Annotated in this window: 10 protein-coding genes and 1 pseudogene; 1 reads left to right on the top strand and 10 read right to left on the bottom strand. The window is 72.5% G+C overall.

What is annotated here, in order from left to right; all coding sequences use genetic code 11:
* The 3 genes and pseudogenes from ABT367_RS07340 to cobM form a co-directional block, all read right to left on the bottom strand.
* Positions 1 to 542, bottom strand: a pseudogene (locus tag ABT367_RS07340) (precorrin-3B C(17)-methyltransferase); the annotation flags it as partial.
* Entirely contained in the window at positions 539 to 1,960 is a 1,422-nt protein-coding gene (gene cbiE / locus ABT367_RS07335; protein ID WP_434975421.1) for a precorrin-6y C5,15-methyltransferase (decarboxylating) subunit CbiE, read from the bottom strand. The pseudogene ABT367_RS07340 and the gene cbiE, both read right to left, overlap by 4 nt.
* Before the next feature lie 86 nt (positions 1,961 to 2,046).
* Positions 2,047 to 2,874: a precorrin-4 C(11)-methyltransferase gene (gene cobM / locus ABT367_RS07330; protein WP_352250500.1), complete on the bottom strand. Its 828-nt coding sequence runs from the start codon at positions 2,872 to 2,874 to the stop codon at positions 2,047 to 2,049.
* A gap of 196 nt (positions 2,875 to 3,070) precedes the next feature.
* Here cobM and ABT367_RS07325 point away from each other — a divergent pair, with 196 nt between their 5' ends.
* On the top strand, positions 3,071 to 3,793 hold the full coding sequence (locus tag ABT367_RS07325; RefSeq protein ID WP_352250499.1) for a ZIP family metal transporter: 723 nt from the start codon (positions 3,071 to 3,073) through the stop codon (positions 3,791 to 3,793).
* 17 nt (positions 3,794 to 3,810) lie between these two features.
* On the opposite strand, the gene cobI is transcribed toward ABT367_RS07325, so the two are convergent.
* The 7 genes from cobI to ABT367_RS07290 all read right to left on the bottom strand — a co-directional run bounded on the left by cobI (position 3,811) and on the right by ABT367_RS07290 (position 15,236).
* Positions 3,811 to 4,560: a precorrin-2 C(20)-methyltransferase gene (gene cobI, locus ABT367_RS07320; protein ID WP_352250506.1), complete on the bottom strand. Its 750-nt coding sequence runs from the start codon at positions 4,558 to 4,560 to the stop codon at positions 3,811 to 3,813.
* A complete protein-coding gene (locus ABT367_RS07315) occupies positions 4,557 to 6,191 on the bottom strand; it encodes a cobyrinate a,c-diamide synthase (protein ID WP_434975418.1) in 1,635 nt (544 codons plus the stop codon). Before ABT367_RS07315 ends, cobI begins: the two co-directional genes overlap by 4 nt.
* Positions 6,185 to 6,793, bottom strand: coding sequence for a cob(I)yrinic acid a,c-diamide adenosyltransferase (cobO, locus tag ABT367_RS07310; protein ID WP_199552340.1), 609 nt, complete (start codon positions 6,791 to 6,793; stop codon positions 6,185 to 6,187). The genes ABT367_RS07315 and cobO overlap by 7 nt, the downstream gene beginning before the upstream one ends.
* Entirely contained in the window at positions 6,793 to 8,856 is a 2,064-nt protein-coding gene (locus tag ABT367_RS07305; protein WP_352250495.1) for a putative cobaltochelatase, read from the bottom strand. The genes cobO and ABT367_RS07305 overlap by 1 nt, the downstream gene beginning before the upstream one ends.
* Positions 8,857 to 9,079: 223 nt before the next feature.
* Positions 9,080 to 12,745, bottom strand: a complete 3,666-nt coding sequence (gene cobN, locus ABT367_RS07300; protein ID WP_352250493.1) for a cobaltochelatase subunit CobN — start codon at positions 12,743 to 12,745, stop codon at positions 9,080 to 9,082.
* Positions 12,742 to 14,250: a cobyric acid synthase gene (locus tag ABT367_RS07295; RefSeq protein ID WP_352250491.1), complete on the bottom strand. Its 1,509-nt coding sequence runs from the start codon at positions 14,248 to 14,250 to the stop codon at positions 12,742 to 12,744. The genes cobN and ABT367_RS07295 overlap by 4 nt, the downstream gene beginning before the upstream one ends.
* Positions 14,247 to 15,236, bottom strand: a complete 990-nt coding sequence (locus ABT367_RS07290; protein WP_352250489.1) for a cobalamin biosynthesis protein — start codon at positions 15,234 to 15,236, stop codon at positions 14,247 to 14,249. Before ABT367_RS07290 ends, ABT367_RS07295 begins: the two co-directional genes overlap by 4 nt.
* Between the last annotated feature and the right edge of the window lie 27 nt (positions 15,237 to 15,263).

Genomic DNA, 15,263 nt, shown 5'->3' with positions numbered 1-15,263 from the left:
TGCTGCGGTGCGTCCGCCGGGTGGGTCCCTCCGGGTGCGTGCGACCACCGCACATGGGGCGGCAGCGCGGGCAGCGGCCAGCCGAAGTCCGCGACCAGGTCGACGAGTTCACCGTCGAGTATCGCCCGGCTCACCCCCGCCACATCGCCCTCCACCGGCAGCCCCAGCATGTCGAGGCCGGGCACGCCCACGGCATCCGTCGCCGTAGTCACCACCGGCCGGGCGCCGAGCACCTCCGCCACCTCGTGGGCCAGCGCGTTCGCGCCGCCCCCGTGCCCGCCGACCAGCGACACCGCGAAGCGGCCCGCCTCGTCCACGCATACGACACCCGGGTCGGACGCCTTGTCCGTGAGCAGCGGCGCGAGCAGCCGCACCGTCGCGCCCGTGGCGAGGAAGCACACCAGCTGCTCGCACTCGCCGAACGCCCGCCGTACGGAAGGACCCACCGGGCCCTCGTACACACGGACCCGCCCGGGCCAGGCCGCGGCGAGCCGTGCGCACGCCGACGCCCCGGCCGCCGTGGCGGAAATGAGGCCGATCACTTGACTGCTCCTTCTCGCGGTTCTGCCAGGGGGTCGGGGTGCGGGCGGAGCCCGGGCTGCCCTTGTGGTGCGGGCGCTCCCGAAGGAGCGCCGAGCGCTGAGGCGGGCCCCTGCGCCAGAGTCCTGCGCCGCCGCGCCTCGCCCTCGCCGGACACGGACGACGAGCCCGCACCGACCCGGTCGCCCCACAGCACGAACACCGGGTTCGTCGCCGCGAGCCGGGTCACCTCGCCGGGCAGCGGCGCGAGGCGCGAGGACTGCAACAGCACGCCGTCGCAGGCGAAACCCGCCTCCGCCAGCGCGGCCCGCACCTGCGGCACCCGGTCGAGCGCCGCCAGGGCCACCACGACGGTGCGCCGTGTCCGCCGGGCACAGGCCTTCACGATCCCGGGCAGCTCACGGCCGCCCCCGCCGATGAACACCGCGTCGGGGTCGGCGAGATGGGACAGCACGGTGGGCGCCGAGCCGTGCACCGGGCGGACGCCCACGCCGTGCGCGGCGGCATTGGCCCGGATCCGCTCGATGCCGTCCGCCGTCTTCTCCACGGCCACCGCGGCCGCCCCGAAGCGGGCGCATTCGATCGCCACGGATCCGCATCCGGCGCCGACGTCCCACACGAGGTCACCGGTCCGTGGACCGATCCGGGCCAGCGCGAGGGCCCGTACCTCGAACTTGGTGATCATCGAGTCACGGTGCGCGAACTCGGCTTCATCGAGCGCCCATCGGCCGGGCGTCGGCCGGGGCCCGGCCACCGTACGTACGGGCGAAAGCGCCCGCGCCTCGTCCAGGCAGAGCACCACGCCGACCGCGTCCCACTCCCGCTCGGCCGCCTGCGCGGGCGTGACCCGCTCCAGCCGCTCGTGCTCGGGGTCACCGAGGGCCGTGGCCACCAGGAACACCCGGTCCTCGGCCCGGTGGACCAGCTCCGCACCGAGTTCGGCGGGGCCCGCGCCCGGGCCCGTGAGCACCGCCGTCTTGGGGTGCGCACGACAGACGTTGACGGCCGTGCGCAGATCGCGGCCGTGCGCGCTCACCACCACGGCGTCGTCCCACGCGAGGCCCGCCTTCGCGAAGGCCGCCGCGACGGAGGACACCCCGGGCCGTATCTCCAGGGCGTCAGGACCGAAGCGCTCCGCCAACGCCCGTACGATCCCGAAGAATCCGGGATCGCCGGAGGCGAGCACGACCACGCGCGCGTCCTCGTCCGCGAGGCGCTCGGCGATGAGATCGAGCGCGGGCGCTAGCGGACCCAGCTCGATCCGCTCCACGCCCGCCCGCAGGTCGGCCGCGTCCAGATGCCGCTTCCCGCCCACGGCCACCGTGGCCCCGGCGAGAAGTTCCCGCGCACGCGCGTCCAGCGGCGCACCGCCCGCCCCCATACCGATGACCGCGAGCGCACCCGTGGCCGGGCTCGTCATGCCCTGCCCACTCGTCACACCCTGCCCGATCGGCACGTCACGCCCGCTCGTCATGCCCTGGCCGATCTGCACGTCACGCCCGCTCGTCATGACCCGGCACCTTGCGTCCGAAGCGCCCTGCGGGCCTCCGGGTCGGCCTTGCGATACCCGTGGAAGTGCCCGGGGTGGTACAGATGCGAGCGCGTCCCCGAGGCGTCGAGGGCCGGGCCGACCAGGAACAGCGTGTGCTTCCAGAGCTTGTGCTCCTTGACCGTCTCCTCGAGCGTGCCGACCGTGCAGCGCACGATCAGCTCCTCGGGCCAGGTCGCCTGGTACGCCACCACGACGGGCGTCGACGTCGGATAGCCGCCTTCGAGCAGCTCGCGCACCAACTGCCCCGAGCGCGCGGCCGACAGGAAGATCGCCATGGTCGTGCCGTGCCGCGCGAACTCCCGTACTTCTTCGCCCGGCGGCATCGGCGTCTTGCCGCCGCCGAGCCGCGTCAGGACCACCGACTGGGCCACCTCGGGAATGGTGAGCTCGCGCCGGGCCAGCGCGGCCACCGCGGAGAACGCGGAGACCCCGGGCACGATCTCCGTCTCGAGACCGAGCGCGGTGCACCGGTCCAACTGCTCCTGCGTACCGCCCCACAGCGCCGGGTCCCCGGAGTGGATCCGCGCCACCTTGAGACCTTCGGCCAGGGCCCGCTCGTACACCGCGACGACGTCCTCCAGGGACATCGTCGCGGAGTCGAGTATCTCGGCGTCCGCGCGTGCGTGCTCCAGGACTTCGGCCTGCACCAGGCTCGCCGCCCAGATCACGATGTCCGCGTCCGCGATGGCCCGCGCCGCCCGGAACGTCAGCAGATCGGCGGCGCCGGGCCCCGCGCCGACGAAGGTGACCCTGCCGGTCACGGGAGCGTCCTCGGTTGCCATGGGTGGGGGTCCTTCCAGGTGGTTCGGTGGTGGTTCAGCGAAGGGTGCTGCGGCGACGGGTGGTACGGGCAGGCGCGGTGCGACGAGGGTTTGCGGGGCGTCGGGACGGCCCAGGGCGCAACCCGTCCGGGGTGCCCTCGGCCGCTCGCGGCGAGCCGTACGCGCGACGGCCCGCAAGATCGGCTAGCAAAGGCGCATGGCGGTGTTCGTCGCGCTCGGCGCGTTCCTCATGACGCTGGTCGGCGGCTGGACGGCGCAGCGCGTCACCGACCGACGTCACCTCGTCCTCGGTCTGGCCGGCGGCCTGATGCTCGGTGTGGTCGGCCTCGATCTGCTGCCCGAGGCGATGGACGCGGCGGGCCGGGAGGTCTGGGGCGTACCGCAGGCGATGCTGCTGTTCGTCGGCGGCTTCCTCACCGCCCATCTCCTGGAGCGGCTGCTCGCCCTGCGCCAGGCCGCCCACGGCGCCGACGGCGAACGCGTCCCGCAGGTCGGCCTCGGCGCCGCGTCCGCGATGGTCGGGCACAGCCTGATGGACGGGATCGCGATCGGTGCCGCGTTCCAGGCGGGCAGCGCGATGGGCCTGACCGTCGCGCTCGCCGTCATCACCCATGACTTCGCGGACGGCTTCAACACGTACACGATCACGCGCCTGTACGGGAACGCCCGCCGCAAAGCCGTCGCCATGCTCTTCGCCGATGCCGCGGCACCGGTCGTCGGCGCCGCGTCCACTCTGCTCTTCACGCTGCCCGAGGAACTGCTCGGCTCCTACCTCGGCTTCTTCGGCGGCGCCCTGCTCTATCTGGCGGCGGCCGAGATCCTGCCGGAGGCGCACCACGACCATCCCGCCAAGTCGACGGTGCTGTGCACCATCGCGGGCGTGGGCTTCATCTGGCTGGTGGTGGGCGCGGCGGAGTGAGCCGTGCGGGGCGGTCCTCACAGCTTGCCTCCCCGCCCGTCCCCGCGCCGCGCCGGAGCGATCAGCGTCGAGAGATACGGCAGCGGACCCTCGGCCAGCTCACTCGCCGGCCGGATCGACTCCTGCTCGAGCCCGAGCGCCGAACCCCACACCGCACCCTCGGTGCGTCCCGACTCCCGCAGCGCGGTGGCCACTTCCTGCGCGTGGCGGCCGAACTTGTAGGCCACCACCGTGCCGGGACCGTCCAGCGCCTCCTTGAGCGCCGCCGACCCCGCGGTCACCGGCACCAGCGTCAACGGCTCGGTGCCCTCGGTCAGTACGGCGCCGCTGCGCGCCGCGAGGTCCTGCATCGCGGTGATCCCCGGCACCGTCTCCACGGCCACGTCCGGGGCCAGCTCGCCGATGGTCTGCGCGAGATAGGTGAACGTCGAGTACACATTGGGGTCCCCGATCGTCGCGAACGCGACCGCGGGGTGCTCGGCGAGCAGTTCCGCCACGCGGGCTCCCGCCGCGTCCCAGGCCGCCTCGCGGCGCCCGCGGTCGGACCGCTCATTGAGCGCGAACACCACCCGGACGACCTTCTCGCGCGGCACGTACGCGAGCACCGTCGTCTCGGCGCGGCCCGGCTCCCCGCCGTCCGAACCGTCCGCGGCCGCCATCACCGGCACCACCACGACATCGCTCTCGCGCAGCGCCCGTACGCCCTTGACCGTCACCAACTCGGGGTCTCCGGGACCGACTCCGACCCCGATGAGCCTGCGGCTCACTGCGCTGTCCACTGCGTGCACCTTTCGACGAACCTGCGGGCCGCGGCGGGCAGCGCGGCGGCGTGCGTGTGCAGATAACTCGCGTGCACGCTCTGCTGTACGAAGCCTTCGACGCGACGTTCCGGAGCGTGCATGCCCCAGGCGGGCACCGTCCCCGCACCCGGCTCGATCACGGTGCGGTGGAACTCATGCCCCCGCACACGCGTCCCGGCGGGCGCGAGGACGCTGTCCGATACGGCGACGGCCTCCCGGTAGCCGAGCGTCAGCCGCTCCGTCATTCGTGCCTCGGCGTCGAGGACGCCGCACATGGGCTGCCCGTCCAGGGAGCGCGCGAGATACAGGAGCCCGGCGCACTCCGCGGCCACCGGCGCGCCGCCGGCCGCCAGGTCGGCCACGGTCTTGCGCAGCGCCTCGTTGGCGGAGAGGTCCGGCGCGTAGACCTCGGGAAACCCGCCGCCGATCACCAGGCCGCGGGTCCCGTCCGGGAGTTGCTCGTCGTGGAGCGGGTCGAACGGGACGACTTCGGCGCCGGCCGCGGTCAGCAGCTCGGCCTGTTCCGCGTACGAGAAGGTGAACGCCTGTCCGGCGGCGAGCGCGACGACGGGCCTGCGCCCCGCCCGCGAGGGCACGGACGGGGCGCTCGCCGCGATCTCCGCGCCGGCCGTATGTCCGGCGCCCGGGGCGGTCCCCGAGGCCGCCGCACGCCCGGCGCCCGGAGCGACGCCCGGGTCTGCCATGAGCCCGGCGCCCGGCGCCATGCCCGCAGCCGCCGCGAACTCCGCGGCCAGAGCCGATTCAGGCGACCACGGTTCGACATCCAGCGAGGGTGCGCTGCGGGCCAGCGCGTGCAGCCCCTCCAGATCACAGCCCTGGCGCACCTGTTCGGCCAGCGCGGCCACCGACGCGACGACCTCCGTCGAGCGTTCGGCGACCGGGATCAGGCCCAAGTGCCGCGAGGGCTGGCTCACTTGGGGCACGCGCCGCAGTGCGCCGAAGACCGGCACCCCGGACTCGTCCAGCGCATCGCGCAGCAGCTCCTCGTGACGGTCCGAGCCGACCTTGTTGAAGATCACGCCGGCCACCCGCACCTGCGGGTCCCAGGAGGCGAAGCCGTGCACCAGCGCCGCCACGGACCGCGACTGCGACGAGGCGTCCACGACCAGGACCACGGGCGCCCGGAGCAGCTTCGCGACCTGGGCCGTGGAGGCCAGCTCACCCTGTCCCGACGCCCCGTCGTACAGGCCCATCACGCCTTCCACCAGGGCGAGATCGCAGCCACGCGCCCCATGGGCGAACAACGGCGCGATCAACTCCGGGCCGCACAGGTAGGAGTCCAGGTTCCGCCCGGCCCGGCCCGTGGCCAGCGCGTGGTAGCCCGGGTCGATGTAGTCGGGCCCCACCTTGTGCGGCGACACGGCGAGACCGGCCGCCGTGAACGCGGCCATCAACCCGGTCGCCACGGTCGTCTTGCCGGACCCGGAAGCGGGCGCGGCAATAACCAACCGCGGCACGGCACTTCCCGAGCCCGCGGCACTTCCCGAGCCCGCGGCACTTCCCGAGCCCGCGGCACTCCCTGAGCCCGCGGCGCCCGGCGAGCCCGAGGCGCCCGCCGGACGAAGAGGGCTCACCATTCAATCCCCCGCTGGCCCTTTTGCCCCGCATCCATCGGGTGCTTGACCTTGGACATGTCCGTGACGAGATCCGCGTACTCCACGAGTGCCGCCGGGGCATTGCGCCCGGTGATCACCACATGCTGCGTACCGGGCCGGTCCTTCAGGACGGAGACCACCTCGTCGGTGTCGATCCACCCCCAGTGCATCGGGTACGCGAACTCGTCGAGCACGTAGAGCTTGTACGTCTCGGCGGCCAGGTCGCGCTTGACCTGCTCCCAGCCCTCGCGGGCCTTGTCCTCGTTGCTCATCTCGCCGTCGGCGGGCGCCCGTTGGATCCAGGACCAGCCCTCGCCCATCTTGTGCCAGTCGACCGGGCCGCCCTCGCCGGACGCCCCCAGCACGCGCAGCGCGTTCTCCTCGCCGACCTTCCACTTCGCCGACTTGACGAACTGGAACACCCCGATCGGCCAGCCCTGGTTCCAGGCGCGCAGCGCGAGCCCGAACGCCGCCGTCGACTTTCCCTTGCCGATCCCCGTATGCACGACGACCAGGGGGCGGTTGCGGCGCTGGCGGGTGGTGAGTCCGTCGTCCGGCACGACGGCCGGCTGTCCTTGGGGCATCAGGCGGCCCTCCGGTTCCTGTGGTCCTGAACGTCCTTGACGAGCCCGGCGAGGGAGTCGGCACGCAGCTCGTCGAGCGTGACGACGGCGCCGCCGAGCCCCTGCGCCAGCTGACCGGCGAGCCCGAGCCGCACCGGCCCCGACTCGCAGTCGACGGTCACCGAGGCGATCGACTCGGCCGCGAACAGTCCTGCCACGCGCGCCGCCTGCGCCACCGGCTCGGACCCGCCGGTGGCGCGCCCGTCGGTCACGAGCACGACCAGCGGCCTGCGTACGGGATCGCGCAGCCGCTCCACCCGCAGCACCTCATGCGCCTTGAGGAGCCCGGCCGCGAGCGGAGTGCGTCCACCGGTGGGCAGCGCTTCCAGGCGTACGGCGGCGGCGTCCACCGAAGACGTCGGCGGCAGCGCGACCTCCGCTGCCGCGCCCCGGAAGGTCACGAGCCCCACCTTGTCCCGGCGCTGGTACGCGTCCAGCAGCAGCGAAAGGACGGCGCCCTTCACGGCGCTCATCCGCTGCCGCGCGGCCATCGAGCCGGAGGCGTCCACGACGAACAGCACGAGATTGCCCTCGCGCCCTTCCCGTACCGCCTGCCGCAGATCGTCCCTGCGCACGACGAGACCACGCCCCGCGCGCCCGCGCGCCCGCTGATGGGGCGCGGCGGCCTGCACGGTGGCCGCCAAGTGCAGCTTGGTGAGCGCCCCTCGAGGCCGGCGCGCCCCGGTCGTACGCCCATGGTCGGTCCGTGCCCGTGACCGTCGCCCCGCCGCTCCGGCACCCGTACCAGGCACGCTGAGCAGCTTCGTGCGGAACGGCTCGGCGGCCGCGGCGGGCCGCTGCTCACCGGCGCCGGGGGAGCCCTGCGGCTGCTCGCTCTCGGACGGATCCTGCTTGTCACGGTCCTGCCCGGAGCGCGCCTGCCCCGGCAGCTGAGGTCCGTCGTCCTCGGACGGCTGACCACCGCCGCCTCCCGGACCCCCACCCCCGTCGGGCCCGTCAGGATCCTCGTCCCCTTCGCCGTCCTGGCCGTCCTGGCCCTCCTCGGGCTCATCGGGGCCGAATTCCTCGAGCGTCTCGTCGAGTTTGTCCTCGTCGAGGCCGGGCGCGTCGAAGGGATTGCGCCGCCGCCGGTGCGGCAGCGCGAGCAGCGCGGCCTGGCGTACGTCCTCCGCCGTGACCTCCTCGCGCCCGGCCCACGCGGCCAGCGCGGTGGCCGTACGGGCCATCACGATGTCGGCCCGCATCCCGTCGACCTCGAACGCCGCACAGGTCGCGGCGATCTGCCGCAGCACCCCGTCCCCGAGACGCACGGAGGGCAGCAGCGCCCGTGCGGCCACGATCCGCGCCCGTACGGCCCGCTCCTCGTCGGCCCACCGCGCGGCGAAGGCGGCCGGATCGGCGTCGTACGCGAGGCGCCGCTTGACGACCTCCACCCGCTGGTCGGGCTCGCGCGAGGCCGAGACCTCCACGGTCAGACCGAACCGGTCGAGCAACTGCGGCCGCAGCTCGCCCTCTTCGGGGTTCATGGTCCCCACGAGCAGGAACCGCGCGGCATGCCGTACGGACACACCTTCACGCTCCACGTAGGAGGCACCCATGGCCGCGGCGTCCAGGAGCAGGTCGACAAGATGGTCATGCAGCAGATTGACCTCGTCGACGTACAGGATCCCGCGATGGGCGTCGGCGAGCAGCCCCGGCTCGAAGGCCTTCACACCCTCGGCGAGCGCCCGCTCGATGTCGAGCGCCCCGACGAGCCGGTCCTCGGACGCGCCGACGGGCAGCTCGACCATGCGCGCGTCCCGCGCGACGGAACCCGCCGCGTCATGCGGCCCGTCGGGGCACTGCGGGTCGGGAGCCTGCGGATCACAGGAGAACCTGCACCCGGGCGCCACCTCGACCGCAGGAAGAAGCGCCGAAAGCGCCCGCACGGCAGTCGACTTGGCGGTCCCCTTCTCCCCACGCACCAGCACACCGCCGACGGCGGGGGAGACGGCATTGATCACGAGCGCAAGCCGCAGATCGTCCTGCCCGACGAGGGCAGTGAAGGGATAGGGGGTACTCATGCGCTGGCCTCCACTGTCAGCTCACCTTTCAGCCTGTGCGGCACATCCAGCCCCTGCGGCGATTGAGCAGATCCGAACGAAGTTCGGATGGCGGGGTCTGGGGGCGCAGCCCCCAGTGGGGGCAAGGGACGAAGCCCCATCGGGGTCCGGGGGCGAAGTCCCCGGTTTCGGGAAGGGGCGGGGCGGGGAGAAAAGCCCGCCGCAGGCGCCACCACAGCAACCCTCACGAGCCGTCACCTTCCAAGTCACCCTCAAGCTGGAGGTACAGCTCCCGCAGCCGCTCCAAAGTCGAGGCGTCGGGCGCAGCCCACAGCGACCGATCCGCCGCCTCGAGCAACCGCTCCGTAATCCCCCGCAGAGCCCACGGGTTGGACTTCCGCATGAACTCCTGGTTCTCCGGCGAGAACACGTACTCCGCCGCCAACTTCTCGTACATCCAGTCGTCCACGACCCCGGCCGTCGCGTCGTACCCGAACAGGTAGTCCACGGTGGCCGCCATCTCGAACGCCCCCTTGTACCCGTGCCGCCGCATCGCAGCCATCCACCGCGGATTGACCACCCGCGCGCGGAACACGCGATGCGTCTCCTCCCCGAGCGTGCGCGTCTTCACCTGATCCGGCACGGCCGAGTCACCCACGTACGCCTCGGGCGACTCACCCGTCAGATGGCGCACCATCGCCACCATGCCGCCGTGGTACTGGAAGTAGTCGTCGGCGTCGACGAGATCGTGCTCCCGCGTGTCCACGTTCTTCGCGGCGACCGCGATCCGCCGGAACGCCGTCTCCATGTCCCCGCGCGCCGCCCGGCCGTCGAGGCCACGCCCGTACGCATAGCCGCCCCACACCGCGTACACCTCGGCGAGATCCGCGTCGGAGCGCCAGTTGCGCGCGTCGATCAGCGGCAGCAGACCGGCCCCGTACGCGCCGGGCTTGGACCCGAAGATCCGCGCGGTCGCACGCCGCCGGTCGCCATGCTCGGCGGTGTCCTCGTCGGCGTGCGCCCGCACGTAGTTCGCATCCGCCGGCTCATCGAGCTCCGCCACCGCCCGCACCGCATCGTCGATCAGCCCCACCACATGCGGGAACGCATCCCGGAAGAATCCGGAGATCCGCACGGTCACATCGATACGCGGCCGCCCCAGCTCCTCGGCCGGAACGATCTCGAACCCGGTCACGCGCCGCGAGGCGTCGTCCCATACGGGCCGGCAGCCGAGCAGCGCGAGGATCTCCGCGATGTCGTCGCCCTGCGTCCGCATCGCGGAGGTGCCCCACACGGTGAGGCCGACCGACTTGGGGTATTCGCCCGTGTCCGTGAGGTACCGCGCCACGAGCGAGTCGGCGAGCGCCTGGCCCACCTCCCACGAGAGCCGCGAGGGAATGGCCTTGGGGTCGACCGAGTAGAAGTTCCGCCCGGTCGGCAGCACGTTCACCAGGCCGCGCGTCGGCGATCCGGACGGTCCTGCCGGTACGTACCCGCCGTCGAGCGCCCGCAGGATGTGCCCGATCTCGTCCGTGGTCCGCTCCAGGCGCGGCACGACCTCCTCGCACGCGAAGCCCAACACGGCTACCGCGGGCGGCAGTTCGACGCCGATGACCTCCCGTACCAGACCTCGTACCGCCGAGAGCTGCCAGCCCTGCGCCTCCATGCCCTCCGCGAGCCGCCGGCACAGCTGTTCCAGAAGATCCAGAGCGTCCGAGCCGGTACGGGCGGGCCCGTCGACCAGCGAGGTCAGACCGTCCGCCACCTTCACGGCCGCTCCGGGCTCGGCGAGCAACTCCTTCTCCACCAGGCCGAAATGCTCGGCCAGACAGGCCCGCAGCCCCGGCAGCGCGTTCGCCGTCCCGCCCCACACCTGGGAGGCCCGCAGCACCGCGAGCACCAGATTGACCCGGGCCTCACCGACCGGACCGCCGCCGAGAATGTGCAGACCATCCCGGATCTGCACGTCCTTGATCTCGCACAGATAGCCGTCGATATGCATCACGAACTCGTCGAACGCCTCGTCGTCCGGCTGATCGTCGACATGCAGATCGTGATGCAGCTCGGCGGCCTTCACCAGCGTCCAGATCTGCGCCCGTACGGCCGGGGCCTTGGCCGGATCGAGATCGCTCACCAGGGCGTACTCGTCCAGGAGTTGCTCCAGCTTGGCCAGGTCGCCATACGTATCGGCCCGGGCCATCGGCGGCACCAGATGGTCCACCACCGTGGCATGCCCGCGCCGCTTGGCCTGGGTGCCCTCACCCGGGTCGTTGACGATGAACGGGTAGATCAGCGGCAGCTCGCCGAGCACCGCGTCCGGCGCGCAACTCCCGCTCAGACCGAGGCCCTTGCCGGGCAGCCACTCCATCGTCCCGTGCTTGCCCATGTGCACGATCGCGTCGGCGCCGAAACCGCCTTCCGATGTCACAGTCTCCAGCCACCGGTACGCCGCCATGTAGTGATGCGAGGGCGGCATGTCGGGGTCGTGATAGATCGCGATCGGGTTCTCGCCGAAGCCGCGCGGCGGCTGGATCATCACCACGACGTTCCCGAACTGCAGGGACGCCAGCACGATGTCGTCCCCGTCGACGTACAGCGAGCCGGGCGGCTCACCCCACGCCTCGATCATCCCTTCGCGCAACGAGGGATCCAGCTTGTCGAACCAGGCTTGGTAGTCGGCCAGCGGCACGCGCGCGGGCGCCGCCGCCAACTGCTCCTCGGTCAGCCACTCCACGTCATGCCCGCCGGCGGCGATCAGCCGGTGGATCAGCTCGTCGCCCTCGTCCGGATGCCCGACGACCCCGTACCCGGCATCCCGCAGCGCATCGAGCACCCGCACCGCGGAGGCGGGGGTGTCGAGGCCCACCGCATTGCCCACCCGCGAGTGCTTGGTCGGATACGCGGTGAAGACGATGCCCAGCTTCTTCTCGGCATTCGGCTTGTACCCGAGCCGCGCATGGCGCACCGCGATCCCAGCCACGCGCGCGGCCCGCCCCGGATCGGCCTTGTACACCGGCACTTCGTCCGGGCCCTGCTCCTTGAACGAGAACGGCACGGTGATCAGCCGCCCGTCGAACTCCGGGATCGCCACCTGCATCGCCGCGTCCATGGGGGAGAGCGCGGCGTCAGAGGCCTCCCAGGCAGCCCGCGACGAGGTGAGGCAGAGTCCTTGCAGCACAGGGATGTTCAGGTCCGCGAGCGCCCCGATGTCCCAGGCCTCCTCGTCCCCGCCCGCCGAGGCCTCGGACGCATGCGTACCGCCGGCGGCGAGCACGGTGGCCACCAGCGCGTCGGCCTGCCCGACCAGCTCGTAAAGCGCCGGATCCGCGCCCCGCAGCGAACCGCAGAACACCGGCAGCGCATTGGCGCCCGCGTCCTCGATCGCCTCACACAGGGTGTCGACGAACGCGGTGTTCCCGGACAGCTCATGCGCCCGGTAGAACAGCACACCGACCGTCGGCCGCCCCGCCACGCGTGCGTACGAGCCGTGGAGCCCGAACTCCGGCATCTTCTCCGGCTCGGCGAACCCCTCACCCGTCAACAGGACCGTGTCCGACAGGAAACGCGCCAGCTCGGCCAGATTCCCCGGCCCGCCCTCGACGAGATACCGCAGCGCCTCCGCCACGACCCCGGCCGGAACCGAGGACTCGGCCATCAACTCCGCGTCAGGTACCGACTCGCCACCGAGCAGCACGGTCGGGATCCCCGCCGCACGCAGCGCCGCGAGACCGTCCTCCCAGGCCCGCTTGCCACCGAGCAGCCGCACCACCGCGATGTCCGCGCCGTCGAGCAGCCCGGGCAGCTCATCGGCCACGTCCACGCGCATCGGATTGCCTATGCGATACGGCGCGTCGGACGCCCGCGCCGCAAGGAGATCCGTATCGGCGGTGGACAGAAGCAGAACCGTCATGAAGGTGCCCCCGGAGCGATGAAAGGAAGACCGGGCGGCGCACCGGTCTCGATCAGTTGCAGCAGAGCAGCGGTGTCCGCGTGCTCCTCGATGAGGTCGCCGAGCCGGTCCAGCTGCTCCTCGCGCAGCGCACCGAAGCTCGTGTCGGGCGCGGGCACGAAACGCCGGCCCGCGTCGGCCGCGACCGCGCGCAGGAAGGCACGCCGGAACGCGTCGCTCTCCAGCGACCCGTGCCAGTGCGTCCCCCACACAGCGCCCACCCGGCAGCCGTCCAAGAACGGCTCGCCACCGAGCACTTCGGCGACCCCGTGATGAATCTCGTAGCCTTCGACGTTTTCGCCCAGTGCCCTGCCCACTGGACGCGTCAGCGTTTTCTCGCGCCGGAAGCGGACCCGGACCGGCAGCAAGCCCAGCCCGTCCACCGCTCCCGCGCGGGACTCGATCTCGTCCTCGATGTGCTCGCCCAGGATCTGGAACCCGCCACAGATCCCCAGAATCGGACGTCCCTCGGCTGCCCTGCGCCCCAGCGCCCGCTCGAATCCCCGCCGTCTCAACCACTCCAACGCCGCGACGGTGCCGCGGGTTCCTGGGATGATGACGAGATCCGCGTCGGCCAACTCCTCGGGCCGGTCCACGAACCGCACCACCACACCGGGCTCCGCCGCGAGGGCGTCCACATCGGTGAAGTTGGACATCAGGGGGATGGCACAGACCGCGACCCGCAGCAGTTCCTCGCCGACCGGCGACGCGACCTCCGACTCGCGTACGGCGCCGCGCAGCGAGACCCGCAGCCCGTCCTCCTCGTCGATGCCGAGCCCGTGCGCGTACGGCAGGACGCCATAAGTCGCCCGCCCGGTCAGGCCCTTGAGCATGTCGAGCCCGGGTTCGAGCAGCGAGACATCCCCGCGGAACTTGTTCACCAGATACCCGGCGACCAGCTCCTGGTCCTCTTTGCCGAGCAGCGCCGTCGTACCGAAGAAGGAGGCGAAGACGCCGCCACGGTCGATGTCGCCGACCACGACCACCGGGAAGCGGGCCGCCCGCGCGATCCCCATGTTCACGATGTCGGTGCGCCGCAGATTGATCTCCGCGGGGCTCCCGGCCCCTTCGCAGATCACCGCGTCGTACTCGGCACGCAACTGCTCCAGACACTCCACGACCGTCCCGAGCAACGACTCCTGCCGCCCCCCGTGGTACCCGCGCGCACTCATCTCGCCCACCGGCTTACCCATGAGGACCACCTGGCTGGAGCGGTCGCTGCCGGGCTTGAGCAGCACCGGGTTCATCAGCGCGGTCGGCTCCACGCGCGCGGCCTGCGCCTGCATCGCCTGCGCCCGGCCGATCTCCGCGCCCTCGCGCGTCACAAAGGAGTTGAGGGACATGTTCTGCGCCTTGAACGGCGCGACCTTCACCCCCTGCCGCGCAAGCCAGCGGCAGATCCCCGCGGTGACCACACTCTTGCCGGCGTCCGATGTGGTCCCGGCGACCAGCAGCCCACCGCTCATGACGTTCCTCTTCCTGTACTTCCGGTACGCAGATGTCCGCGCAGCCGGTGACGTGCCCGGCCCGCAGGCACACTCCCTACCGCACACACCGCGAGCGCCAGGGCGTTCACACGGCGCGCGAGCCGCACGGCCCGCTCGACGTCCGCCACTTGGACGGCGCGCCCGGCGTCATTGAGGACCGGGCGGTGCTCCACTCGACCCCCGTACGAGAGAACACCCCCCAGCCGTACGCCGAGCGCGCCAGCGAAGGAGGCCTCCACCGGGCCTGCGTTGGGGCTCGGATGGGCCCCCGCGTCCTGCTGCCACGCCTGCACCGCGCCGCGCGGGTCCCCGCCGGCGAGTACGGCCAGTGCGGCCGTCAGGCGGGCACCCGGCCAGCCCGCCACATCGTCGAGCCGCGCCGAAGCCCACCCGTAGCGGCGGTACTTGGGTGACTTGTGGCCGACCATCGCGTCCAGGGTGTTCACGGCACGGAACCCGAGCAGCCCGGGCACCCCTGCCACCGCACCCCAGACCAGAGCGCCCACCACGGCGTCCGAGGTGTTCTCGGCGACCGACTCGACCACGGCGCGCGCGATGCCCGCCTCGTCGAGTGCCTGGGGATCGCGGCCGCACAGATGCGGCAGCCGCTCACGGGCCGCCTCCACATCGCCCGCGTCCAGCGCGGCGGCGACGGCCCGCGCCTCCCGTACGAGCGAAGTCCCGCCCACCACCGTCCAGGTGGCGGCGGCGGTCAGCGCGACGGATGCGGCGGGGGAGCGGCGTACGGCATGGGAGGCGAGCGCTCCGAGCGCCACCGCACCACCCGCGCAGACGGCGGTGTGCAGGGCTCCGGCGGTCCGGTGGTCACGCCACAGGACGCGCTCGACAGCGCTCGCGGCGCGCCCGAACACGGCGACGGGATGTCCACGGCGCGGGTCGCCGAAGAGCAGATCGCCGAGCAGGCCGGCCGCGGCGCCGTACGCGAAAGTGCGATCGGCACCCACGGATCAGACCGCCGATACGCCTCGAAG

Source organism: Streptomyces mesophilus (assembly GCF_040300965.1).
Lineage (GTDB): Bacteria > Actinomycetota > Actinomycetes > Streptomycetales > Streptomycetaceae > Streptomyces > Streptomyces mesophilus_A.
Note: the sequence above shows the minus strand (reverse complement) of the source record. Positions and strands in the feature narration are given on the sequence as shown.